Here is a 24,773-nt window from a genome sequence, read left to right as displayed (position 1 = left end):
GGCGACGGGAACCGGTCAGACGCCAGTGGCGGTTTCTCGTACTGTTGCTTCGAGCGAGTCACGTAACTGGCGATGTCCCCGTGTGCAGCGACCGCTCGCGATCGGATCCGCGGTTGTTTTGACGGAGCCCCGAGAAGCACCCGGTAATGGACGACGAGGTACGCGAGCGCGTCGAACGCGAGGTCGAGAAACACGCGCTCTTGAACGCCGTTAAGCACGAGAGCGACGCGGACGTAGGCGCCATCATGGGCCCGCTCATGGGCGAGAACCCGGACTTTCGGCCCCACGGGGGCGAGATTCCAGGCGTCGCCGGGCCGATCGTCAGTGAGGTGAACGCGCTGTCCCACGAGGCGCGCCGCGACCGCATTGCGGAGCTGGCACCCGACGAACTGGCCGAGATCGAAGCCGAGGACGAAGAAGACGAGTGGGACCTGCCGGCCCTCCCGAACGCCGAGGGCGTCGAGGAGGTCCGGATGCGCTGTGCGCCGAATCCGAACGGGCCGTGGCACGTGGGCCACGCTCGCATGCCGGCGGTGATCGGGACCTACCGCGAACGCTACGATGGCTGGTTCTGTGTCAGGTTCGACGACACCGATCCGGAGACGAAGCGTCCGGACCTCGACGCCTACGACGATATTCTCGACGATGTCGAGTACCTCGGATTCGAGCCCGACGCCGTCTACCGCGCCAGCGACCGGGTCGAAACCTACTACGAGCACGCCCGTGAGCTGATCGAGCTGGGCGGCGCGTACACCTGTTCGTGTTCCGGCGAGACGTTCAGCGACCTCAAAAACGACGGCGAGGCCTGTCCCCACCGCGAGAAGGACGTCGCAACCGTCCAGGAGGAGTTCGAGGCGATGGTCGCGGGCGAGTACGACAGCGGTGAGATGGTCTTGCGGGTCAAGACCGACATCGACCACAAGAACCCGGCGCTGCGCGATTTCGTCGCGTTCCGGATGATCGACACGCCCCATCCACGCGACGTGGCCAGCGAGTATCGCTGCTGGCCGATGCTCGACTTCCAGTCCGGTATCGACGACCAGCTGGTCGGCGTTACCCACATCATCCGCGGGATCGATCTGCAGGACTCCGCGAAGAAACAACGCTTCGTCTACGACTACTTCGACTGGGAGTATCCCGAGGTCGTCCACTGGGGCCACGTCCAGTTAGACGCCTACGACGTCCCGATGAGTACCTCCTCGATCAAGGAGCTGATCGACGCCGGCGACTTAGACGGCTGGGACGACCCGCGGGCACCCACGCTCGCGAGTCTGCGACGGCGGGGCATCCGCGGCGACGCGATCACCGACGCGATGATCGGCCTCGGCACGTCGACGTCGAATGTCGACCTCGCGATGAGCACCATCTACGCGAACAACCGGGAACTCATCGACGACGGGAGTGACCGCTACTTCTTCGTCCGCGACGGCACCGAAATCCCACTCGGCGGGAGCCCACCTGCGGAGGCGAATCCGCCGCTGCACCCCGATCACGAGGACCGCGGCGACCGGGCGATCCCCGTCGGTGACGCCGTCCTCGTCGAACCCGCGGACGTGCCGGATCGCGAAGCCAGCGTCTGGCTGAAAGGGCTCGGCTGTTTCCAGTACACCCGTGATACACTCCAGTATACGGATGAATCGATCGACGTGGTTCGCGAGGGAGACGTCGACGTGATCCACTGGGCTCCGGCCGACGAGAACGTCTCGCTCCAGCTCCGGACGATGGGCGGGGACGTCTTCGGTCACGCGGAACCGGGTGTCGCCGCACTCGATCCCGACGACACCGTCCAGTTCGTCCGCGTCGGGTTCGCTCGAATCGACCGCCACGACGACGAGGAGACGGTCGCGTACTTTTCTCACCCGTAGGGCACGCATCTCTGCGGTTTTCGACGCTCAGCCGAGTAATTCGTCGTCGGCGTCCGGCTTCGGATCGGCGACGACGCCATCCTGACGGCCGAGCACACGCGCGTGGGCCGCACAGACGAGGCGGTTCTCTGCCCACGGCACGTGAAGCTCGACGACTGCGGGCCGATCGCAGTCGTCTTCGGCACAGTCCATGCGCAAGCGTACGTGGCCGTCACAGTCAGAGGTTTCGGTCGGACTGATTCTGGCGTGAGGTCGGTTATGGCCCCGAGCAGTGGCGTGCGGCCCTCGATACAGGTAGCCAAACCAGCTTTGGCCGTGGACCCGGAACGACTCGCCATGACACGTGGGGCGATCATCGTCGGTGCGTCGTCGGGGATCGGCGAGGCACTCGCTCGCCGTCTCGCGTCGGACGGGTACGAAATCGGGCTCGCCGCTCGCCGGACCGATCGCATGGTCGAGATCGGCGAAGCGCTCCCAACGAAGGCGGCCGTCGCGACGATGGACGTCACGGAACCCGACGCCGCTCGCGAGGCGTTTTTCGAACTTACGGCGGCGATGGACCGGGTCGAACTCGTCGTGCTCTCGGCCGGTGCCGGTTCGATCAATCGTGACCTCTCCTGGGAGACGGAACGGGAGACGATCGACGTGAACGTTACCGGCTTTACGGCCCTCGCGACGGCCGCGATCGAGTACTTCGAACGCGCCGGTATCGAGGCCACGTCCGAGTCTGCATCGACCGACCGACGACCGACCCCGGACGCGCCCATCGACGGGCACCTCGTCGGCATCTCGTCGGTCGCGGCCGGGTTCGGTAGTCCCGATGCGCCGGCGTACAACGCTTCGAAAGCGTTCGTCAGCCGGTACCTGGAGGGGCTTCGTCACCGACAGGCTGCTAACGCGGCCGACGTCACTATCACGACCATCGAGCCCGGATTCGTGGACACCGACATGGCGCTGGGGGAGGAGCTGTTCTGGGTGTGCTCGCCGGAGACGGCCGCCGCACAGATTCATCGCGCGATCGAATCTCGTCGAACGCACGCCTACGTCACCCGCCGATGGCGACTGATCGCGCTGCTGTTCTGGCTGCTCCCGGAGTCGATCGCCCGACGACTGCTCTCCTGACGGACGCCTATTCGCCGTCGAATCGCGTTCGGAGCGCACGAACCGTTTCGGCGGCGTCGTCGCCGACCGATCGGGCGTCCGTCCCGTAGTGATCGACGAGTGGTGTGAGGGCGTCACCGAACGATCGCATACACTGGCCCGTCGAGTGGTAGCCGAGTTCGTCGGCCACCGACGACCAGGCTCGTGCCTGGAGGCCCCGACGGACGAGCAATCGCTCCTCGCGAGTCGATAGCCCGTCTCCGGGCAGCGCTGGTTGTTCGATTATCGCGCGGACGATCAGCGGCCGGAACGGACCGGGATCGACGTCGAACAGGCCGGGTCCGTAGGCGGCCCCGGCGACGACGCGCCAGCTGTGGGGGTCCCGTGGGAGTGCGGGTACGGCCGCTGCCGGTATCGATCGCAGCAGCGCCCGGGCGGTATCGACCGCGAGGTCCTCGAGTGCGTCGGCGAGTACCGCAGGAAGGCGGCGGGCGAACCAGGTCGTGTGGCGATCACGGAGGGCTTCACCACGTTCGCTCGTCGGATGGACGACGATCGCGGAGTACTCACCGCTGCGGTCGTTTCGCGTCGTCGACGCGTGGATCGTCTCGTACCCGTTTCGGTGCCAGAATCGCAGGAGTTCGGGCGTCGCACCGAATCCGGAACCCAGCCAGTCCGCTTCGGACCCAACTTCCTCCCGAATCTTCGAGAGCAGGTGCGAGCCGAGGCCGCATGACCGAACGGCGTGGTGTGTCGCGATCCGAATCACACGGTAGCCCACCGGGGCGCCAGCCGATTCGTCCCTGAGCTGGCTCGTCAGTACGTCGGGAATCATGTTCCCGCGGATGCGCACCCCCTCGTACATGTCGGCGCGCCAGTCCGCGTCGAGTCCCCCTTCGCGGGCGAGCAGCGCGACGGCGACGACGTGCCCGTCTCGCTCCAGGGTTCGGACGGTCACGTTCGGCGCATCGAGCAATCGGGCCAGGTCGGTCGGCTCGGTCCGGTAGTGGGCGAGCACGAGCAATCCGAACGTCTCTCGAAGGCGGTGTTCGTCGGCGACGAGCGCCGCGGGATCCGGGTGTTCGTAGCTGACGTTCGAGACGGTCGCGTCGGCGATCAGCGGTTCGACCGGTGGCCGGGCGTCCAGCGCGAGGACGCGAAAGGCCCACGTCTCGATCGGATCGCCGGCAGCGTAGCGAATCGGCTCGACGAGCGACCGCGTGAGCACGTCGTGGACCCCCTCGTCGAGTCGATCGCGGAACCTGACGTCGAATCCGCGACCGGTCCCCTCGTAGCCGTGGACGGTCGTCGCGTAGGCGACTCGCTCCGCAGCGAGCGTCGTCTCGAGTATCGAGACGGGCAGTGCGGCCGCTTCGTCGACGATGACGACATCGGGTTCGTCGATCCACGAGTCGACCTCGGTCGCGGTCGCGAACCGGACTCGCCCCCCGGAAGCAGTCGTGATGGTGGAATGGATACGATCGTCCTCCTGGGGGTCTTCCGACTCTGAAATCGAGTCGAGATCGGCGGCGAGTTCGCGAGCGCGGGCGAACACTTCGAGACAACCGTCCGGCGACGGTGCGGTAACGGCGACGTCTAGCCCTGCCGCCGCGAGCGCACCGGCTGCCAGTCCCGCCGCACTGGACTTTCCGCGACCACGGTCCGCCTCGACGACGACCGCGGTTTGCTGGTTGGGCGTCGCGAGGAACGGCTCGAAGGCCGCGACGGTATCTCGTTGGTCGGCGGTCAGACAGGCCTCGAACGCCTCATCGGGGAAGACAGCGTCGGCTGGAACGCCCTGCTCATCCGACTGCGACGCCAGCTGAGGGGCTGGATCGGTCCGCCCGCTTCGGATGACGCGGTCGTCGTCGACGTCGACGATCCCGATTCCGGGATGTGTCTCGAGAGTCTCGACGAGCCGTCTCCGGAAGTGACCGGTGACGTCGTCGACGGTGTACGGTGGCGACGCGAGCGTCTCGTCGAACGCGTCTCGGCGATCGGGCCACGTCTCGAGCGAGGGTGTGAGCAAGATCACGAGTCCACCACCGTCGACCGCGCCGACGACGCGTCCGAGTGCGTTCGGTCGGCACGCCCGATGTGCGTCGACGGCGACGACGTCCCTGGTCGTTCCCAGGAGCCGGCCTGCCGTCGACTGGGTCAGGTGCTCACAGCGAAGCCGATCGTCGGGACCGACGAGCGTGGTCTGGCTGATCGGGACGTCGAGAGTGTCGAGGATCCCTTCGAGGTGGCTGTAGCCGACCTCCCTGTCGCCTGCGAGAACGAGGAGGCGACGCTCGTCGACGGTCGCCGCTTCCGCCACGAGGTCCGCCGCGAGCGCCACCGAGTTCATACCACGCGATTGCGCCCGCCCGACGGTAATTCCACCGCTTCCGGTCTGTCCGGGTCTCCCGGTCTGTCCGGTTCGGCAATCGTCGCGCCGTCGGGTATCTTTCTGACGTGCGCATCCGTGTCACCCCGAAGAATGTTTGAACACGCTTTTATGGGGGGCACCGTTACTGAGCAGTACACCCTACGCGGGGTTGATGATGCTCCTAGCCGCACAGGAACTCCGCCGGAGTCGGGATCGACTCGGTCTGGCACGGGGACACCACGCGCCCCGACGGCAGGGGAGTGCGAGCCCGCGCGTAGGAGAGGTGAACAACCAATGTCAGTCTACGTCACGATCGACGTCCCGGTCGACCTTCAAGAGGATGCCTTAGAGGCCCTCGAGGTTGCCCGAGACACAGGACGCGTAAAGAAAGGAACGAACGAAACCACCAAAGCGATCGAGCGCGGCAACGCCGACCTCGTTTTCGTCGCCGAAGACGTCAGCCCCGAGGAGATCGTCATGCACCTCCCGGAACTCGCCGACGAGAAGGGTATTCCGGTCGTCTTCGTCGAGACCCAGGACGACGTCGGCCACGCCGCCGGCCTCGAAGTCGGCTCCGCTGCCGCGGCAATCGTCGACACCGGCGATGCCGACGACGATGTCGAGGACATCGCTGGCAAGATCGAGGACCTCGAGTGAGGTGAGAGAGGATGAGCGCTGAAGAGGATGAAAGCGGCTCCACGCCCGCCGAAGTTATCGAGATCGTCGGCAAGACCGGCATGCACGGTGAAGCCATGCAGGTCAAGTGTCGGATCCAGGAGGGCGAGAATCAGGGTCGCATCATCACTCGCAATTGCCTCGGGCCGGTCCGCGAGGGGGACGTCCTCCAGCTGCGCGAGACCGCCCGCGAGGCCGATTCGATCGGAGGACAGTAACGATGGTCGAGAAACGCACGTGTGACTACACGGGAGAGGAGATCGAACCCGGGACGGGCATCATGTACGTCCGGACCGACGGGACCGTGCTCCACTTCGTCGACTCCAAGGCGGAGAAGAACTACCGTCTCGGTCGCGAACCGCGCGATCTGGAGTGGACCGAAGAGGGCCGTCGGGGCAAGGAGTCGACACCTGATTCCGCTTCCGAGGAGTCAGTCGAGGAGGATGCTGATACCTCGGAATCCGAGGCCGAACCCGTCACCGAAGACGAGTCGGCTGACGACGAAACTCCCGACGCTGAGGGCGACGACGCTGAAGGTGACGAGGCCGAGGACGCCGAGTCCGACGACACTGAAAGCGACGAGTCCGACGACGTCGAAGACGGCGAGACCGACGCTGCCGAAACCGACACGGACGAGTCCGAGGAGGACGAGGAATGAGTGACCACGAGCGGACCTTCGTGATGGTCAAGCCCGACGCCTTCGCGCGCGGACTCGTGGGCGAGGTCGTCTCTCGACTCGAAGACCGCGGGCTCAAACTCGTCGGCATAAACGTCGAGAACATGCCCCGCGAACGGGCCGAAGAGCACTACGCGGAACACGAGGACAAACCCTTCTACGACGATCTGGTCGACTTCATCACGTCGGGCCCGGTCGTCCCCATGGTCTGGGAAGGACAGGATGCGACGCGACAGGTTCGCCAGATGATCGGCGAGACCGACCCGCTCGAGGCGGCACCCGGAACGATCCGCGGTGACTACGCACTCGACCTCGGTCGGAACGTCGTTCACGCGGCGGACAACGAAGACGAGGGCGCGAACGAGCGCGAGATCGCGATCCACTTCGACGAGGACGAGCTGATCGAGTACGATCAGCACGACGCCTCGTGGCTCTACGAGTAGTCGCCCTCGAATTACTGCGGCCCCTTATTGGGTGTGCGAACTAACCGATTCGATAGCGTCGCGTCTCCGTTGCCGGTGTAACCGTTAACACGTGGTCCGTCGTGGGTCCTGGTGAGGAGCTCGCGGGAATCCGATCGCCGGATCCGTTGCGCCGTGGTATCGTTTCACTCCTCAACGTTTAACACTCGCGCGAACGAACACCTCTCCGGGTGTCCACAATGACCGAACACGAACTTCCACCACTACCGTACGATTACGACGCACTCGAGCCATCGATTTCCGAACAAGTCGTCACCTGGCATCACGACACACACCATCAGGGCTACGTCAACGGGCTGAACGCGGCCGAAGAGACCCTCGCCGAGAACCGTGAGAGCGGTGACTTCGGCAGTTCGCCTGGTGCCATCGGGAACGTGACCCACAACGGCTGTGGCCACTACCTCCACACGATGTTCTGGGAGAACATGTCCCCCAACGGCGGCGGCGAACCCGAGGGCGACCTCGCCGACCGTATCGAGGAGGATTTCGGCTCCTACGAGGGCTGGAAGGGCGAATTCGAGGCCGCGGCCGGCGCCGCCGGTGGCTGGGCGCTCCTCGTCTACGATCCCGTTGCGAAGCAGCTCCGTAACATCGTCGTCGACAAACACGACCAGGGTGCACTCTGGGGCTCCCACCCGATTCTCGCACTCGACGTCTGGGAACACTCGTACTACTACGACTACGGCCCGGACCGCGGCGACTTCATCGACAGCTTCTTCGACGTGATCAACTGGGACTCCGTCGCCGAGGAGTACCAGAAGTGCCTCGACCACTTCGAGTAACGCTGCCTCGCCGCTCTCGAACCTGCATTTTTGCCGTCCGCGCTGTGTCACTGATCCCCGATCCCACAGCGACAGGTAAACTACCAATCCGGCTCCAGAATCCGCCGGGAGTTTTAGGACCCGGCCGTTCGTAGCCACTCGCATGCCACGACCGAAATCTGCGTTCGAATCGACCTACCCCTGTGATTTCTACGAACCGTCCGACCTCCTCGAGGCCGGGCAGATGTACACCGTCTACGAGATCGCCAGACTCCTCCAGGAGCTCGAACCGGAGGCCGAACTCGACAGGGAGACCGAAGATATCCTGCTGGACTGGGCGATTCCGTGGATCATGATCAACGCCGACGACCTCGTCGTCGCCGAACCGCGAACCGAAGACGAACCCGGCTACTACGGATTGGCTGCCGAATAGCTTCTGCGATGTTCGTTCGACGCCAGGAAGTGTTCGTCGCGACGCTACCGGGCTGGTCAGTGCTGTCGGGCCATCCGTCCGGCGAGTGTAACGTGGTCGGCGGGGTCGTCGGTCACGCTGGCTCCGTGTCCAGAGTGGAGCGCTCGAAGCGACTCGTCGACGAGCGACTCGATCTTGTCGATACTCTCGATCAACGCCGTTCGGTCACCCTCTGGTAAGTCCGTTCGACCGAACCCGCCGTTCGCGAAGACGAGGTCGCCGGCGAAGAGAATCTCGGGCTCGTTCGCGTACAGACAGAGGTGGTCGTCCTTGTGACCCGGTGTGTGGACGGCCGTGTACTGGTGATCGCCGATCGGAAGCGTTGCACCGTCGTCGAGTTCGGTGTCGACACCCCTGGCCGACGGATCGTACCCCCAGACGTCGACGTCGAAGTGATCCGTCACGGCGGCCAGGTTCCCGACGTGATCGGGATGCGTGTGGGTCAGGACGACCGCGTCGAGGTCGTCCACCCGTGCTTCGATCTTGGCAACGACGTCGAAGTTCGAACCCGTATCGACGAGGACGCGACGGTCACCGTCGACGAGGAACGCGTTGCTCGTAAAGACCGACTCTCCGGCGGCGAGGTTCGTGATCATGCCGGCGTGTTGGCGAGTCAGCCGCTTGTGCGTGTCGTCTCACCGATCGCTGTCCCAATTGTGTCGGCCAACCTCGGTGATTCGCTTCAGTTTTTCGAAGTGAACGGGTTGCAGTGTGGTGATTCACAACTTCTATGGGGGGTCCCGGCGAACTCCGGACGAATGCAACGGTCGGTCGCTGTGGCAATCGTCGCCTCGCTGCTGGTAGCAGGCCTGGTGGTGAGCGTGGCGTTCGTCTCGCTAGACGAGGAATCAACTCAACCGCCTGCACCCGAGGCGGGTCCGTCTCCGACGGCGGTCAACTCTTCGGTCGGGACGACAGCGCAGGAGTTCGATCGAACGACGTTCGACATCACCGTCCAGGAGGACGGGTCGGCGAGGTGGACCTTCGAGTACGAACGGACGCTGGAGTCGACGGAGGAGGAGGACAACTTCGAAGCGTACGCGGATCGGTTCGAGTCCGAAGAGACCGACCTCTACACGAAGTTCACGGAGCAAGCGTCTGCGCTCATCACGGACGGTGAACGCTACACCGATCGCGAGATGACGGCGACGGACTTCAATCGAACGGCACGCGTCGAGCGGTCGGTCAATACGGCCGGCGTCGTCCGAATGTCGTTTACGTGGGAGGGATTCGCGGCGACGGAGTCCGAACGTGTCGTCGTCTCCGACGTCTTCGAGGGTGGGTTCTACATCATGGCCGATCAGACGTTGACGATCCGTGCCGGTGAAAACCTCGCGTTCGATCAGGTGTATCCGGATCCGGAAGCCCAGTTCCCGGAACTGCAAGAACGAGATCGTGTCGTCTGGCGTGGGGAACGGGAGTTCGTCAGCGGTCGACCGTACGTCGTTCTCGTTCCGGAGGGAAGTGCGGGGGCTACGAGCGGGCAAGACTCCCTCTTCTCTCCAATTGCGATCGGTGGTGCCGTCGTCGGCATCGGCCTGATGGTGGGGCTCGCTCTCGTTGCCTCCAGGCGGGGCTGGTTCCCCGATGCGCTCGCATCGCTGCCTCATCCCTTCGGTGACAGTTCGACTGCCGACGACGGGGGTCGGCCATCATCCACGACCGTCGGAACCGAGACACACGCACCCGAGGACACGAACGAGGAATCGGTGAGTGCCATCTCCGACGCCGAACTCATGACGGACGAGGACCGCGTCGTCTCGTTGCTCTCCGAGAACGGGGGCCGGATGAAGCAGGTCCAGATCGTCGAACGGACCGACTGGTCGAAGTCCAAGGTAAGTATGCTCCTCTCCGAGATGGAGTCCGAGGGAACGATCAGCAAACTCCGAGTCGGTCGGGAGAACATCATCAGCCTCGATGGCTTCGAACCGGAAGCCGCCCGTTCGCCCCACGAAACCGAGTCACAGTGAGCGCCCAGAAACGGAACGCTTAAACTGGCTTCTCCGCAAGGATGTAGTAGACACGGAGACCCCGACGACGGGTTCGACGTGTGGTTGGCTCCGTTGGTGTAGTCCGGCCAATCATCTTGCCCTCTCACGGCAAGGACCAGGGTTCGAATCCCTGACGGAGCACTTCTCGGAACGTCTTGACGCGAAGAGCGTAGTCGATTTTGGATCCGATGCCAGTCGGTCCAGCGTACCGAACGCGGTAGGCCCTGGTTCATTCGGGAGTGCTACTCGGTCGAACCCGCGCCCGTGTGCCGGCTCGTCGAATAGGCGATTCCCCACCAGCAGAACGTTCTGGAACGGTACCCGCATCGATTTTCGCTCGAACACTGCCCTCCATCCATCGACGAAGCCATGATCGGCCACCTCCGGTGTACCCGTTGTTGTGGGGTACGGTTGGTCCGGCGCCCCACTTGGAGCTCGAGGCACGTGCCAGTGGATGCTCGGCCACATTGATCCAGTGGGCACCAGCACTCCACTCGATGGTTGAATGTCCAGCCACAGCAAGTGGCTATCTTTCTCACCATCGATCCGCAGTAGTCGTTCATCGGCGGTGATCACCGCACACGGGAAAGGGTCCGATGGGCTAGTGCGTGAGCGGGTGTGTGATCGACCTGGCTCGCATGCACGCCGATCTATCGAATTCGCTCACGAACCTCACCACGAGTGATCGTCGGTGCCTGCAATTCAGTGAGAGAGATAGCTGACCGGGGTATCGGCGTGGTTATCTGCTGGCAACCTCGCCATTCGTGCTCTGGCCGGCCAGTCGTTTTCCGTCGCACCGATATTCAAATACTGTCGAGTCGGTCTGTTTTCGTGTCCAACCGTACCACGGTAGCGGGACCCGGAGCGCGATTCGTTCGACGGCCTTATATAGGCGCCCGGGCTTCCAAATGAATGCGAAGGACGTGGCGCACCGCGCCACTCCCTCCGGCCGTATCCCGGCACGGAGGCAGGAACCATCCGCCCTCGATCGACGGCTCGGCCGTCGCTCGGTAACGGAGTCCGACCCGGTCACGGCGACCGGGCATCGATCCCCTTATATGCAACCGGGGTCAAGGATCGGATCCACGATGGCGTCGCCGGCTGCGAAATCCGGCGCGCCTCGATCCGTTGCCCTTAAGTGTTCGAGAGGGCTCGGATGGAATGCAAACGGATGATCGCCGGCGCGTTGGATGTGCCGGTGATTGGACGGCTCGGGTCCGAAGGGGTTAAGTACCTCTCACGGATTACGAATACGTCCGAAGGAGATGAGGATTCCACCCCTGCGGTCCGCCGTTAAGATGGGATCTGATGTTAGCCTCGACAGTTCGGTGACGCTCGATCGGTCGGTTCCGATCTGGTCGCCGAACGGACCACGCAATGTGTGAGTGTGCGATACCATTCACCGCCAGACCCCGACAGTTTTGTCGGGGAATAGCATTCCGGTTGATCCTGCCGGAGGTCATTGCTATTGGAGTCCGATTTAGCCATGCTAGTCGCACGAGTTCAGACTCGTGGCAGATAGCTCAGTAACACGTGGCCAAACTACCCTGTCGATCGGGACACCCTCGGGAAACTGAGGCTAATCCCGGATACGGCTCGCTGCCTGGAGTTGGCGCGAGCCCGAAACGTTCAGGCGCGACAGGATGTGGCTGCGGCCGATTAGGTAGACGGTGGGGTAACGGCCCACCGTGCCGATAATCGGTACGGGTTGTGAAAGCAAGAGCCCGGAGACGGAATCTGAGACAAGATTCCGGGCCCTACGGGGCGCAGCAGGCGCGAAACCTTTACACTGCACGCGAGTGCGATAGGGGGACTCCAAGTGCGAGGGCATACAGTCCTCGCTTTTCACCACCGTAAGGAGGTGGTAGAATAAGTGCTGGGCAAGACCGGTGCCAGCCGCCGCGGTAATACCGGCAGCACGAGTGATGACCGCTATTATTGGGCCTAAAGCGTCCGTAGCCGGCTGGGCAAGTCCATCGGGAAATCCGCACGCCTAACGTGCGGGCGTCCGGTGGAAACTGTTCGGCTTGGGACCGGAAGATCCAGAGGGTACGTCTGGGGTAGGAGTGAAATCCTGTAATCCTGGACGGACCACCGGTGGCGAAAGCGCTCTGGAAAGACGGATCCGACGGTGAGGGACGAAAGCTTGGGTCACGAACCGGATTAGATACCCGGGTAGTCCAAGCTGTAAACGATGTCTGCTAGGTGTGGCACAGGCTACGAGCCTGTGCTGTGCCGTAGGGAAGCCGTGAAGCAGACCGCCTGGGAAGTACGTCTGCAAGGATGAAACTTAAAGGAATTGGCGGGGGAGCACTACAACCGGAGGAGCCTGCGGTTTAATTGGACTCAACGCCGGACATCTCACCAGCATCGACAGTAGCTGTGACGGTCAGTGTGATGAGCTTACTAGAGCTACTGAGAGGAGGTGCATGGCCGCCGTCAGCTCGTACCGTGAGGCGTCCTGTTAAGTCAGGCAACGAGCGAGACCCGCACGCCTAATTGCCAGCAACACCCTTGAGGTGGTTGGGTACATTAGGCGGACTGCCAGTGCCAAACTGGAGGAAGGAACGGGCAACGGTAGGTCAGTATGCCCCGAATGTGCTGGGCGACACGCGGGCTACAATGGTCGAGACAGTGGGATGCCACCCCGAGAGGGGGCGCTAATCTCCGAAACTCGATCGTAGTTCGGATTGCGGACTGAAACTCGTCCGCATGAAGCTGGATTCGGTAGTAATCGCGCTTCAGAAGAGCGCGGTGAATACGTCCCTGCTCCTTGCACACACCGCCCGTCAAAGCACCCGAGTGAGGTCCGGATGAGGCTGCCGGTATGGCAGTCGAATCTGGGCTTCGCAAGGGGGCTTAAGTCGTAACAAGGTAGCCGTAGGGGAATCTGCGGCTGGATCACCTCCACAGACCGGGACTGGGGCGACGCCCCAGCCCACTTGGTCCGCTTTCGCGCGATCGCCGTTCTCGGCCGATCGGGCACCTTAGAACTGTCGAGGCTAGAGCCCCTCGTGATCGAGGGGTGGGCCCATAGCTCAGTGGGAGAGTGCCTCCTTTGCAAGGAGGATGCCCTGGGTTCGAATCCCAGTGGGTCCATGACTCGGACGATCGCGGATCGTGCCCCTTAAGTGGGGGACGGCCCGATGATCGAATCCGAAGAACCGATGCACCACTCCGCGCAAGCGTGAGTGGGAAGGGTTAATGCACGCCTGCAGTCACAGGCGTTTGCAGATGAGACCGTGTGTACGTGTAGTCCAGGCGTCCACTGGACCCGTTCTCCGGGTTACTGATCGCTGTCTTCGGACAGCGTGATTTCCGATCCGACGAACGTGGCTACTGTGCCAGCTGGTGGATCGCTCGGCTCGAGAGCCGATGACGGACGTGCCAAGCTGCGATAAGCCCAAGGGACCCGCACGGAGGGGAAGAACTTGGGATCTCCGAATAGGAATCCTCTTTGCAATTGCTTTGCGCAATAGGGAACGTCGAGAACTGAAACATCTCAGTATCGACAGGAAGAGAAAGCAAGTCGCGATGTCGTTAGTAACGGCGAGTGAACCCGACACAGTCCAAACCGAAGCCTTCGGGCAATGTGGTGTTCGGACTGACTTTCAGCATCGGACCTACTACAAGAAATCTCCTGGAATGGAGTACGAAACAGGGTGACAGTCCCGTACTGTAGTGTAGTACGTTGTGCGTCAGCTCCAGAGTATCGGGGGTTGGATATCCCTCGTGAAGATCGCGGGCATCGACCGCGAAGACTAAACACTCCTCGAGACCGATAGCGAACAAGTAGCGTGAGCGAACGCTGAAAAGCACCCCACAAAGGGAGGTGCAATAGGGCGTGAAATCAGTTGGCGATAGAGCGACGGGGCACGAAAGGTCCTGACCCAAACGACCGAGACGCGAGTCTCCAGTAGGTCGGTCAGGAAGCCGGTGTTCCGTCGTACGTTTTGAAAAACGAACCAGGGAGTGTGCCTGTTTGACGAGTCTAACCCGATCATCGGGGAAGGCGTAGGGAAACCGATACGGCCGCAGCGCTTTGCGTGAGGGCCACCGTGTTCAAGCGCGGGGAGTCAGACGGGCACGACCCGAAACCGGACGATCTAGGCGTGGGCAAGGTGAAGCGTGCCGAAAGGCACGTGGAGGCCTGTTAGCGTTGGTGTCCTACAACACCCTCGCGTGACCTATGTCTAGGGGTGAAAGGCCCATCGAGTCCGGAAACAGCTGGTTCCAACCGAAACATGTCGAAGCATGACCTCTGCTGAGGTAGTTCGTGGGGTAGAGCCACGGATTGGGTGACCGGCCTCCGAGAGGAGTTCGCCACCCTGTCCAACTCCGAACCTACGAACGCCGTTGACGCAGGGAGTCCGGTATGCGGGGTAAGCCTGTGTACCGTGAGGGAGACAACCCAGAGCTGGGTTAAGGTCCCCAAGTGTGGACTAAGTGCGATCGAAGGTGGTCGCAAGCCCTAGACAGCCGGGAGGTGAGCTTAGAAGCAGCTACCCTCTAAGAAAAGCGTAATAGCTTACCGGCCGAGGTTTGCGGCGCCGAAAATGATCGGGGCTCAAGTCCACCACCGAGACCTGGCGGCACCACCCATAGTGGTGATCCTGTAGGTTGGCATTCCGTTCGGGCGGAAGCACGGGAGAGATCTCGTGTGGACCGTGCGGTAACGAAAATCCTGGTCATAGTAGCAGCGTTAGTCGGGTTAGAACCCCGACGGCCGAACGAGTAAGGGTTCCTCAGCAATGCTAATCAGCTGAGGGTTAGCCGGTCCTAAGTCTCACCGCAACTCGAGTGAGTCGAAAGGGAAACAGATTAATATTTCTGTGCCGGTGTGCATCAAAAGTCGACGCTTTGGGGTCGCTCAAGCCGGGCTTTCGCCCGGTCGAACTGTCAAAGTTCGTGGAAGCCGTAATGGCACGAAGCGAACGAACGGCAGGATAGCGCAAGTTGAGTCAACCTAGAGCCCGTGAAAAGACGAGCACACTGTCCGTACCGAGATCCGACACAGGTACTCGTGGCGGCGAAAGCCAAGGCCTGTCGGGATCAACCGACGTTAGGGAATTCGGCAAGTTAGTCCCGTACGTTCGCAATAAGGGATGCCTGCCCCGCAATGGGGCAGGTCGCAGTGACTCGGGCGCTCCGACTGTCTAGTAACAACATAGGTGACCGCAAATCCGCAAGGACTCGTACGGTCACTGAATCCTGCCCAGTGCAGGTATCTGAACACCCCGTACAAGGGGACGAAGGACCTGTTAACGGCGGGGGTAACTATGACCCTCTTAAGGTAGCGTAGTACCTTGCCGCTTCAGTAGCGGCTTGCATGAATGGATCAACGAGAGCGCCACTGTCCCAACGTTGGGCCCGGTGAACTGTACGTTCCAGTGCGGAGTCTGGAGACCCCCAAGGGGAAGCGAAGACCCTATAGAGCTTTACTGCAGGCTGTCGCTGAGACGTGGTCGCTACTGTGCAGCATAGGTAGGAGCCATTACAGAGGTACCCGCGCTAGCGGGCCACCCAGGCATCATTGAAATACTACCCGGTAGTGACTGCGACTCTCACTCCTGGCGGAGGACACCGGTAGCCGGGCAGTTTGACTGGGGCGGTACGCGCTTGAAAAGATATCGAGCGCGCACCAAGGTTTCCTCACTCGGGTCGGAGACCCGAGACAGAGCGCAAGAGCATACGGAAGCCTGACAGTGTCCGGCACAACGACGGACGCTGACGCGAAAGCGTGGTCTAGCGAACCAATTAGCCTGCTTGATGCGGGCAATTGCTGACAGAAAAGCTACCTTAGGGATAACAGAGTCGTCACTCGCAAGAGCACATATCGACCGAGTGGCTTGCTACCTCGATGTCGGTTCCCTCCATCCTGCCCGTGCAGAAGCGGGCAAGGGTGAGGTTGTTCGCCTATTAAAGGAGGTCGTGAGCTGGGTTTAGACCGTCGTGAGACAGGTCGGTTGCTATCTATTGGGGGTGTTACGGTTCCTGACGGGAACGTTCGTATAGTACGAGAGGAACTACGAATGGGTGCCACTGGTGTACCGGTTGTTCGAGAGAGCACGTGCCGGGCAGCCACGCACCACGGGGTAAGAGCTGAACGCATCTAAGCTCGAAACCCACCTGGAAAAGAGGAGCCACCGAGACCACTCGTAGAAGACGAGTTCGATAGACTCGGGGTGTACGCACCGAGGCAACGAGGTGTTGAGCCCGCGAGCACTAATCGGTCGAGCCACCATTCATAATTCGCATGGATCGGACCCGGAGTTCGGGTCCAGGCGCGAACTGGACTACACGTATCATACGGTTTTGCCACCGATCTCGGAGGTAGGTCGTGGTTCGATTCCACGAGTCGGCGTTAAGGCGGCCAGAGCGGTGGGGCAACACCCGTACCCATTCCGAACACGGAAGTTAAGCCCACCTGCGTATCGGCAAGTACTGGCGTGGGAGACCCGCTGGGACCCCCGATTCGCCGCCTCCACTCATATTCAGCCTCACACAGCACCTGCTGTGTGGGGTTTTTTGCATTTCGGGCTCGCTGCTGGCGGGCCCTGGTTCACTCTGGGTGAGTGGTCATGCTGTCCCCGCTCGACGAGTTTGTCCCGCTGGCCAGCTCGCAGTGTGGTTCTGGGATCGTTCGTTGGTGGAGTGCTTCGCGGCAGGCCACGCGTAACGGTGATCGATTGCTACCGTCCCGTGAGTTGCGACTCCAAATGGCCTGAACAGTAACTTCTTTATGAGTATCACGCAAGCCATTGATTGCAATGTCTTCACATGACAGGCGGCGGTTCCTCACGGTACTTGGGACCGGTATCGGGGCTGGGGTACTGGGGACTGGGACAATCGCGGCGGCGGATTCAGAGGGCCGGACCGATCGATTTCTGATCGATCTGTCTTATGTGTCTCGGAGCGATGTGCCGGCCGACGTCGAGATCGTTCACGATATCAGTGAGGTCGGATTGCTCGCTGCGCGTGGTGATCCAGACAGTGTACCCGGTGCTGCGTCTACGATCCCCGACGTGGCAGTGTATCAGGACGAGGTCGCTGATTTGGCGATGGAGGCTCCGGGCCCGCACGCGGCAAGTCACAATCACGATGGTCCGGCGACGATCACGGAACTTCAGTGGGACAAGCGAGTCCAGGACGTGGCGGACCTGACCGACAAACCGGGCGAGGGCCGGACCGTCCACGAGACGACACGGGGGAAGGGATCGCGGATCGCGGTCGTGGACTCGGGTGTGTACGACGGCCATCCGGATCTGCAGGGTGTGGTCAACGCGGATCTCTCTGCAAACTTCACGACGGATCAGTACGACTGGCGGCCGAATGGCGCCGGCGATCACGGGACGCACGTCGCCGGGACGATCGCCGCGACGAACGCCAACGATGGGCCGAACGGCGGAGCCCTCGGGACGGCACCGGACAGCGAAATCGTTGCCCTGCGTGTGTTCTCGGGCGTCGAGGGCGTCACCGGTGACGTGCTCGCGGCGCTCGTTGATGCGGCGAACAAGGGCTGTGATGCGGCGAATATCAGCCTCGGGTATCCACCGCTCCCCGAGACGACTCCCGGCGTCCCGGCACTCAAGGCGGCCTACGAGGCCGTTGCGGAGTACGCACGCTCGGAGGGAATGGTGATCGTCAACTCGGCAGGTAACGACGGCCAGGACATGGACGAGGAGGGGATCATCTCGCTTCCGACGGAGGTCGAGGGTATCTTTGGTGTCTCGGCAACTGGCCCGATCGGATTCGGCTGGGGTCACAAGCACGCGGACAACGAGGAGAAGTGGCTGTCAGGGAACCGACTGCAGGAACCGACGACGACGCCCGCGTTCTACACGAACTACGGCAGTGCCGTCGACGTGAGCGCGGGAGGCGGGAACGCTGACACGGATGGGCCGGAGACGTACTACCGGGATCTCGTCCTGTCGACGATCTCCATCCAGGGCGAGGACGGTTCTCTGGTCCCGGGGTACGGCTGGAAGGCGGGCACTTCGATGGCGGCACCGCAGGTAGCCGGCGCCGTCGCCCTCGTTCGATCCCTCCGGCCCGATGCGAGTGCCGCCGAGGTCGAGGAGCTCATTCAGGAGACGGCGGCCATGCCGGCCGACGGCGAGACGTACCACGGTGCCGGCCACCTCGATCTCCGGGAACTCGTCAAACGAGCTCGATAACGCCGACCTCGGTACTCACTGTCCGGTGAATGTACCGTGCGATCGGCTGTGGCGGCCGAGACTCGACAATTCCCTCGATCTGTTCGAACTCGTCGGAGACACCGACGTCGAGCATCTCCGTTCGACGTGTCTGTCGAACCATTTAATTGAACTGTCCGACTACCGAACTCGTATGTCTGTAGACGGTTCCGGCGCTGTGGGGGACTTCCAGCACGCGACCGACTGTTTCTCCCGGCATTCGTCGTAACGTACGTCGCTGGCGGAGTCGGCTTCGTTCCGTTTGAAACGGCAGTGCTGACGTTCCTCATGTTCGTCGGGTTGTACCTGGTGTTTTCCTGACGTGGCTCGTTCTCCGTTGCCCGTTCGCATCTCGCAGTGAGTGGCGACGCTGTGTGGAGCGATACTGGAGGACCACCTTTTTAGCCCCTGCCCCGCGCATGGCCGTCCATGGTCGAGTCGGATCTACTCTCGCGGACGGCGGACGTACTCGCGGTCGATCCGGAGTCTTACCGGACTGCGGTCGACGACGAGGCGACGGAACTGAAGGCCGCACTGGCGGAGGGTGTCTTCGACAACCCCCAGGCCATCGTCGGCCTGGAGTACGAGTTCTACGCCGTCGACGCCGACGACGCCGCCCTCGTTCGGGTGCCGCGGCGACTGCTCGACCTCATCGGGTTCGAGAAGGAACTCGGGTTGCACAATGCGGAGATGACGACCAGTCCGCAGCCGCTGTCGGCCCACGGTTTGCAAGCACAGGAGTCTGAGGTCAAGGCCAGACTCGAGACGGCGCTGTCGGAGACGAGCACGGAGGATATGCGCCTGGTGAGCGATTCGATGTGGACGATCCCGCCGGAGGGGGAGACGGCCCGGGCGTACCTCACCGAGAGTGTCGAGCGGACGGTCGAGGTCGACGGCGAGGAACGGACGCTGCAGATCGCGGCCAACATGAGCGACTCGGCACGGTATCACGCGATGGCGAATACGGACCGTGCGTCGGCTGCGGGGATGCGGATCGAAGCACCGCACGTCTCGCTCGACGCTGATACCGTGATGCCGGAGAGTTTGATCACCTCGATCCAGCCCCACTACCAGGTCCCGCACGCACCCGACCTGCCGGCGTACTTCAACTACGCGCTGCGCATTGCCGGTCCGCTGGTCGCCCTCGGGGCCAACTCGCCGTTCTTCCCGCCGGATTGCTACGACGACGTCACGACCGTCGAAGACGCCCTCGCGGACGGCTGGATGGAACATCGGATCAGCGTCTTCGAGACGGTGTTGAACGCGAGTCGGGAGGCCCCGGGAAAGGTTCGGTTCCCGGCAGATCTGGTCTCGACCGACGAGGCCGTCGACCGAATCGCCAACGACGACACCGTCGTCCCGATGCCCGTCGAGAAGCTCGGCCGATACGACGATCGATTTGCCCACCTCCGCCAGACTCACGGCACGTACTGGCGCTGGGTTCGGCCCGTCTTCGACGGTGCCTCCCGATCGGCGGCCAACGCCCGCATCGAGTTCCGTCCGATCCCGGCCCAGCCGACGGTCCGCGATTCGATCGCGTTCCAGGCCACGTTCGCCGGATTGATGGAGAGTCTCCCGCGGCTCGAACACCCGGTCGCCGACCTCGAGTGGGAGTACGCCCGCGAGAACTTCTACGACGCGATGCGAGACGGCTTAGACGCTGATCTGTTCTGGATCACCAACGACGGACAGGAGACGACCGACGTCGACCGAATATACGCAGATATCCTCGCGTACGCGACCGACGGGCTGACGAGCCGGGGACTCTCGAGCGCCGAGGCCGCCGCGTACGTCGACCCCCTTCGGAAACGAGTCAAGCAACGAACGACGCCGGCGGGATGGAAACGCGACCGCGTTCGCGAGCACGCCGATGCCGGCGCCGATCTCGCCGACGCGATCACCGAGATGCAACGGGCGTACGTCGACGCCCAGCGCGAGACGATTCTGGACGGCTCGTTCGCGGAGTGGCTGTAACGTTTCGCGAGGACGGCAGGGCCGCATCGGGGCCGCAACACCTTAGCCATCCCTCTCGAAACGTCCGTTCATGGTTACGTTCCTCTCCGGTGGGACCGGGACACCGAAGCTCCTCGACGGGGCGACGGCGGCGTTCACGCCGGCGGAGACGACGGTCGTCGCCAACACGGGCGACGACGTCGAGCTCGGTGGTCTCTTCGTCTCTCCCGACATCGATACCCTTCTCTTTCAGGGTGGCGGCGTGCTGGATCGTGAGACGTGGTGGGGCATCGACGGCGATACGCACCGTACGCACGACGCGCTCACCGATCTCGCGTCGTCGATGGGTCGGTCGTCGACCCCGACGTACCTCCCTGACGACGAACAGACGGCTGGTCGCGACCTCGCCAACTGGCGGCGCTTCTCCGGCGTGGGGGAGTTCATGACGATCGGCGACCGCGACAGGGCGGCCCACATCACGCGAACGAGCTTGCTCGACGAGGGCAAGTCGCTCTCGGAGGCAACCGCCGCGATCGCCGACGCGTTCGGCATCACCATCGACATCTTGCCGATGAGCGACGACCCGGTCGCGACGCTCGTCCACACCGAGGACGGACTCATGCACTTCCAGGAGTTCTGGGTGGCCGAGAACGGTGAGCCGGCGATCGAGAACGTCGAGTTCAGGGGATCGGCGAACGCCTCGCCGGCGCCGGGCGTGATCGACGCACTCGACGACGTCGTTGTCGTTGGTCCGTCGAACCCGGTCACGAGTATCGGGCCGATGCTCTCGGTTGCCGGGATTGGAGACGCGCTCGCCTCGACGACCGTCGTCGCGGTCTCTCCGTTCCTCGGCGACGACGCCTTCTCCGGCCCAGCTGCGAAACTGATGGATGCCGTCGGTGCCCCACCGGGAACGGCCGGCCTCCCGTCGGTCTATCCCTTCGCCGATGCGTTCGTCGTCGACGACGCCGAGTCACGTTCGTTCGATCGGCCGACGATCGAGACAGACATTCGGATCGATTCGCCCGCGGACGCCCGTCGTGTCGTCGATGCGGTCTCCCAGGCGATCGACCGTGTCGAGTGACGATCGACCACTGATGGCACCGAGTTCTGATGCGCTCTTCGAGCCACGACTCGCCCTTGCGAGCCTGAGCGGTGAGTCCGACGCCACGTGGGCCCGTGAGGGTGCCGAGGAAGCCGGCGTCGCGTTCATGGGTGGGATCGCCCTCGACGAGGCGGCACGAGCGGCCGCTCGCGACCTCGTCGCTCGTGGCCGATCCGAGTTCCTTCCACCCGATCCGATCCAGTTCGTCGACGACCAACTCGGGGCCCTGTCGTCGGTACCGATTAGACCGGGAATCAACGTCAGGTCCACCACTCTCGGACCGATCCGGGCCGTTGCCCACGTGTGCCGACGCCACGATGCCGTGCTCGAACTCAACGCCCACTGCCGTCAGGACGAACTCCGTGCCGTCGGGTGTGGCGAGACGCTCCTCGCGGATTCCGACCGGCTCGGCGAGTACGTCGCGACCGCGGCCGACACTGGTGCCACGGTCGGGGTGAAAGTCCGGGCCGAAGTTCCGGGCGTCGACTTGCCGTCAGTCGCCCGCACCATCGAGGCCGCGGGTGGCTCGTTCGTACACGTAGATGCGATGGATTCGGAATTGGTCGTGGCCGACGTCGTCGATGCCACCGAGCTGTTCGTCGTCGCGAACAACGGTGTCCGGGACGAGGCGACCGTTGCGGAGTACGCGTCCATGGGGGCCGATGCAGTGAGCATCGGTCGACCAAGTACCGATCCACGCGTTCGCGAACGCGTTCGTGACGCCGTCGATCGATTGTTGCAACCCGATGAGAGGACCGGGGGCGGTGAGATGGTTCGATTCAGCTCGAATAGGTCTGGACCGGACGGCGACGAATCTGCTCCCTCGATCGAGTCAGTGGACAATAGCTAAGGACGCTCCTCGCTCACATCCGGTATGAACGGGCCGGCGGATCGCGCCCAGCTCGCGTTGTTACTCGAGGTTGCCGGGACACCGAAACCCGGGAACGTCGACCGTGATCGTGACCTTCCGGACCTCCGGTTCGAGCACTTTCTCGCCGGTGCGATCGGTGCCAGAGCGGGCCTCGAACTGGCCGAAGCCGGCGAACCGGTGGGGGTCGCTTTCGAACGGGCCGTCGAAGGGATGGCAACCCAGCGCGGCGGCAACACGCAGTTCGGTGCCTTGCTCTTGCTCGTCCCACTCGTGTGCGCGGCCGCCCAGGGGATGACACGATCGCAGTGTGAATCCGTCGTCGCCGAGACGTCCGTCTCGGACGCGGCGTCGTTCTACCGTGCGTTCGACCACGTCGACGTCGCGGTCGACGACCCGCCACCTGACGCGCCCGCGCTCGACGTGCGACGCGGCGCGGACGCGATTCCCGCCGTTCGCGAACGCGGGCTCGATCTCCAGTCGGTACTCGAACTCGGCGTTCCAGACGACGACGTCGCGCGCGAGTGGGTGACGGGGTTCGAACGGTCGTTCGCCGCGGCCGATCGACTCGCCGATCGGGACGGTCCGATCGCCGACCGAGCCGGGAGCGTCTATCTGTCGTTGCTCGCCGAGCGACCCGATACGCTGGTGGCAACGCGCCACGGTGAGTCCGTCGCGGCGGACGTCCACGAGCGAGCGGCGACATTGGCCGATCGGAACGCGTTCGAACGTGACCTAACCGCGGTCGCCGACTTCGCCGACGACCTCGTCGCGGCTGGGATCAATCCGGGAACGACGGCAGATCTCACCGCGGCCGGGCTGTTCATCGCCCTGGAGCGAGGATCGATCACCGTATGACGGGGACTGACGAGCCGGACGCCCCGGGCGAGTCTGCTAAGGTGCCCACCGATGACGTCCCCGGCGATTGGCCGGTCGAACTCGCTGGCGTCACCGAGTCTCTCGTGACGACGCTGGGGCCGAACGGACGGTGGAACGTCGCTCCACTGGGTCTCTTCGCGGACGATCCGGTGACGGCCACCACGTGGGGCCGGACGCGAACCCGGCGGAACGTCGAGCGGACCGGCGAGGGGTACGTCCAGTTCGTCACCGACCCGGTCACGTTCGTCGACGCGGCGCTCTCGATCGTCGAGGTGGACGATCCGATCCTGGAGCGGGCACACGCGTGGGCGCGCGTGGAATTCGAACGGACCGCGTCCGGTACCGAGGACGGGACCGAGTGGGTCCGCTGGAAACTCACGCCCGTCGAATCTGTGGTCGTCTCCAGCGGCGTCCCGACGCTGTCGCGCGGGCTCGGGGCCGTCGTCGAGGCCAGCGTCGCCGCCTCTCGCCTCGACGTCCCGGGATACGACGACGCTGCGTGTCGACGGACGATCGCCCACGCGAACGACGTCGTCGAGCGGGCGGGCAGTCCCCGCGAACGGGAGGCGTTCGACCGGCTGGTGGCGCACGTCGATGCTGCCCTCGAACTCGAGTGAGTGAGATCGTCGGCCTCTCGACGATCGGAAAACGGTGTTTATTAAGGGCCGGGGGTCGGAGGCACACGCATGGCCATCAAACCCGCCTACGTGAAGAAGACCGCGACGCTCCTGCTGGAGCGCTACCCGCAGGCCTTCACGGACGATTTCGAGCAGAACAAAGAGAGCGTCGAGAAGCTGACGAACATCGACTCGAAGGGCGTCCGGAACCGAATTGCCGGCTACGTCACGCGCAAGCAGAGCGTCCCGGCGTCGGCCTGACGTCGCTTTTTCACGTCTTCGTACATCGAATCGAGGCCCGCAAGCAGCTGGTGTCGGCACGGAGAGTGTAATCTTCGGAGCAGTCCGTACCCGATAGGTAGTTGGGTACCGACGGACGTATCGATTGTCGAAAAGTGACGGGCCGTCTCAGTGGGTCTGTTCCGGGCTCCAGGAGAGGTCCATTACCGCGCCCATGACGACGGCGAACAGCCCCGCGATCACCGAGATAAACGCGGTGAGGATGGGTCGAAGTCGATCGGTTTCACCGGGGCCCGGAATGAGCTGGTTCCAGATATTCGCGTAGACGCCCAGAATCTCGAAGGCGCCGTAGATAATCAGGCAAATGCCGGCGATCAGCACGATTCGATTGACGAGCGATCCCTCGAGCAGCGTGTCGACGATCGGGTCGGTGACTTTCTCGTACATGGTCGGTGAGTGCGCGCTGGCCGGATGATCCCGATGCCAGTGCGGTCGTTGGTCGGACGATTTCGCTCCGGTCGC

Annotated in this window: 21 protein-coding genes, 2 tRNA genes and 3 rRNA genes; 21 read left to right on the top strand and 5 right to left on the bottom strand. The window is 63.3% G+C overall.

Going from position 1 to position 24,773, the window contains the following annotated elements; genetic code table 11:
• Positions 1-146: 146 nt before the first annotated feature.
• Positions 147-1,865, top strand: a complete 1,719-nt coding sequence (locus HALRU_RS08400; protein ID WP_015300971.1) for a glutamate--tRNA ligase — start codon at positions 147-149, stop codon at positions 1,863-1,865.
• A 27-nt stretch (positions 1,866-1,892) separates the two neighbouring features.
• On the opposite strand, the gene HALRU_RS15695 is transcribed toward HALRU_RS08400, so the two are convergent.
• Positions 1,893-2,057, bottom strand: coding sequence for a hypothetical protein (locus HALRU_RS15695; protein ID WP_015300970.1), 165 nt, complete (start codon positions 2,055-2,057; stop codon positions 1,893-1,895).
• Positions 2,058-2,201: 144 nt separating this feature from the next.
• Here HALRU_RS15695 and HALRU_RS08395 point away from each other — a divergent pair, with 144 nt between their 5' ends.
• Entirely contained in the window at positions 2,202-2,987 is a 786-nt protein-coding gene (locus HALRU_RS08395) for an SDR family NAD(P)-dependent oxidoreductase (RefSeq protein ID WP_015300969.1), read from the top strand.
• Between the two features lie 7 nt (positions 2,988-2,994).
• On the opposite strand, the gene tmcA is transcribed toward HALRU_RS08395, so the two are convergent.
• Positions 2,995-5,316, bottom strand: a complete 2,322-nt coding sequence (gene tmcA, locus HALRU_RS08390) for a tRNA(Met) cytidine acetyltransferase TmcA (protein ID WP_015300968.1) — start codon at positions 5,314-5,316, stop codon at positions 2,995-2,997.
• A gap of 315 nt (positions 5,317-5,631) precedes the next feature.
• On the opposite strand from tmcA, the gene rpl7ae reads away from it, so the two are divergent.
• The 6 genes from rpl7ae (at position 5,632) to HALRU_RS08355 (ending at position 8,364) form a co-directional block, all read left to right on the top strand.
• Positions 5,632-5,994: a 50S ribosomal protein L7Ae gene (gene rpl7ae / locus HALRU_RS08380; RefSeq protein WP_007704790.1), complete on the top strand. Its 363-nt coding sequence runs from the start codon at positions 5,632-5,634 to the stop codon at positions 5,992-5,994.
• An 11-nt stretch (positions 5,995-6,005) separates the two neighbouring features.
• Positions 6,006-6,230, top strand: a complete 225-nt coding sequence (locus HALRU_RS08375; RefSeq protein WP_007704793.1) for a 30S ribosomal protein S28e — start codon at positions 6,006-6,008, stop codon at positions 6,228-6,230.
• A gap of 2 nt (positions 6,231-6,232) precedes the next feature.
• Complete coding sequence (locus HALRU_RS08370) at positions 6,233-6,670, top strand: 50S ribosomal protein L24e (protein WP_015300967.1); 438 nt, start codon at positions 6,233-6,235, stop codon at positions 6,668-6,670.
• Positions 6,667-7,131, top strand: a complete 465-nt coding sequence (ndk, locus tag HALRU_RS08365; protein WP_015300966.1) for a nucleoside-diphosphate kinase — start codon at positions 6,667-6,669, stop codon at positions 7,129-7,131. Before HALRU_RS08370 ends, ndk begins: the two co-directional genes overlap by 4 nt.
• Positions 7,132-7,349: 218 nt before the next feature.
• A complete protein-coding gene (gene sod / locus HALRU_RS08360) occupies positions 7,350-7,952 on the top strand; it encodes a superoxide dismutase (RefSeq protein WP_015300965.1) in 603 nt (200 codons plus the stop codon).
• A 142-nt stretch (positions 7,953-8,094) separates the two neighbouring features.
• Positions 8,095-8,364 (top strand): DUF5827 family protein, encoded by a 270-nt coding sequence (locus HALRU_RS08355; RefSeq protein WP_007704825.1) that lies wholly within the window; start codon positions 8,095-8,097, stop codon positions 8,362-8,364.
• A gap of 56 nt (positions 8,365-8,420) precedes the next feature.
• Here the strand turns inward: HALRU_RS08355 and HALRU_RS08350 are convergent, their stop codons facing one another.
• Positions 8,421-8,999, bottom strand: coding sequence for an MBL fold metallo-hydrolase (locus HALRU_RS08350; RefSeq protein ID WP_015300964.1), 579 nt, complete (start codon positions 8,997-8,999; stop codon positions 8,421-8,423).
• 162 nt (positions 9,000-9,161) lie between these two features.
• Between HALRU_RS08350 and HALRU_RS08345 the strand changes: the two genes are divergently transcribed.
• The 7 genes from HALRU_RS08345 to HALRU_RS08315 all read left to right on the top strand — a co-directional run bounded on the left by HALRU_RS08345 (position 9,162) and on the right by HALRU_RS08315 (position 18,571).
• Positions 9,162-10,373 (top strand): cell envelope integrity protein TolA, encoded by a 1,212-nt coding sequence (locus HALRU_RS08345; protein ID WP_015300963.1) that lies wholly within the window; start codon positions 9,162-9,164, stop codon positions 10,371-10,373.
• A gap of 87 nt (positions 10,374-10,460) precedes the next feature.
• A tRNA-Glu gene (locus HALRU_RS08340) sits at positions 10,461-10,535 on the top strand.
• A gap of 1,295 nt (positions 10,536-11,830) precedes the next feature.
• Positions 11,831-13,304 (top strand): 16S ribosomal RNA (locus HALRU_RS08335).
• 117 nt (positions 13,305-13,421) lie between these two features.
• Positions 13,422-13,493 (top strand) — tRNA-Ala (locus tag HALRU_RS08330).
• A gap of 228 nt (positions 13,494-13,721) precedes the next feature.
• Positions 13,722-16,641, top strand: a 23S ribosomal RNA gene (locus tag HALRU_RS08325).
• Between the two features lie 118 nt (positions 16,642-16,759).
• A 5S ribosomal RNA gene (gene rrf / locus HALRU_RS08320) occupies positions 16,760-16,881 on the top strand.
• The 16S, 23S and 5S rRNA genes sit together here with 1 tRNA gene alongside, the layout of an rRNA operon.
• 283 nt (positions 16,882-17,164) lie before the next feature.
• On the top strand, positions 17,165-18,571 hold the full coding sequence (locus tag HALRU_RS08315) for a S8 family peptidase (protein ID WP_015300962.1): 1,407 nt from the start codon (positions 17,165-17,167) through the stop codon (positions 18,569-18,571).
• Here HALRU_RS08315 and HALRU_RS15690 read toward each other — a convergent pair.
• Positions 18,555-18,713: a hypothetical protein gene (locus tag HALRU_RS15690; RefSeq protein WP_171814986.1), complete on the bottom strand. Its 159-nt coding sequence runs from the start codon at positions 18,711-18,713 to the stop codon at positions 18,555-18,557. The genes HALRU_RS08315 and HALRU_RS15690 overlap by 17 nt on opposite strands.
• 305 nt (positions 18,714-19,018) lie before the next feature.
• Here HALRU_RS15690 and HALRU_RS08310 point away from each other — a divergent pair, with 305 nt between their 5' ends.
• From HALRU_RS08310 to HALRU_RS08285, 6 genes are all read left to right on the top strand, one after another.
• Entirely contained in the window at positions 19,019-20,563 is a 1,545-nt protein-coding gene (locus tag HALRU_RS08310; RefSeq protein ID WP_015300960.1) for a hypothetical protein, read from the top strand.
• A 70-nt stretch (positions 20,564-20,633) separates the two neighbouring features.
• Positions 20,634-21,626, top strand: a complete 993-nt coding sequence (gene cofD, locus HALRU_RS08305; RefSeq protein WP_015300959.1) for a 2-phospho-L-lactate transferase — start codon at positions 20,634-20,636, stop codon at positions 21,624-21,626.
• Between the two features lie 13 nt (positions 21,627-21,639).
• Positions 21,640-22,497: a hypothetical protein gene (locus HALRU_RS08300; protein ID WP_015300958.1), complete on the top strand. Its 858-nt coding sequence runs from the start codon at positions 21,640-21,642 to the stop codon at positions 22,495-22,497.
• A gap of 24 nt (positions 22,498-22,521) precedes the next feature.
• Positions 22,522-23,373 carry a triphosphoribosyl-dephospho-CoA synthase gene (locus HALRU_RS08295; RefSeq protein ID WP_015300957.1) on the top strand — a complete coding sequence of 284 codons (852 nt, stop codon included), beginning with the start codon at positions 22,522-22,524 and terminating at the stop codon, positions 23,371-23,373.
• On the top strand, positions 23,370-24,011 hold the full coding sequence (locus HALRU_RS08290; RefSeq protein WP_015300956.1) for a DUF447 domain-containing protein: 642 nt from the start codon (positions 23,370-23,372) through the stop codon (positions 24,009-24,011). The genes HALRU_RS08295 and HALRU_RS08290 overlap by 4 nt, the downstream gene beginning before the upstream one ends.
• 69 nt (positions 24,012-24,080) lie before the next feature.
• The gene (locus tag HALRU_RS08285) at positions 24,081-24,272 is read left to right on the top strand and encodes a 30S ribosomal protein S17e (protein WP_015300955.1); all 192 of its coding nucleotides are present in this window, start codon (positions 24,081-24,083) and stop codon (positions 24,270-24,272) included.
• Positions 24,273-24,419: 147 nt separating this feature from the next.
• On the opposite strand, the gene HALRU_RS08280 is transcribed toward HALRU_RS08285, so the two are convergent.
• Positions 24,420-24,698 carry a hypothetical protein gene (locus HALRU_RS08280; protein WP_015300954.1) on the bottom strand — a complete coding sequence of 93 codons (279 nt, stop codon included), beginning with the start codon at positions 24,696-24,698 and terminating at the stop codon, positions 24,420-24,422.
• Between the last annotated feature and the right edge of the window lie 75 nt (positions 24,699-24,773).

The sequence above is a fragment of the Halovivax ruber XH-70 genome (genome assembly GCF_000328525.1).
GTDB classification, from domain to species: Archaea; Halobacteriota; Halobacteria; order Halobacteriales; family Natrialbaceae; genus Halovivax; species Halovivax ruber.
This window is presented reverse-complemented; position numbering and strand designations above follow the sequence as displayed.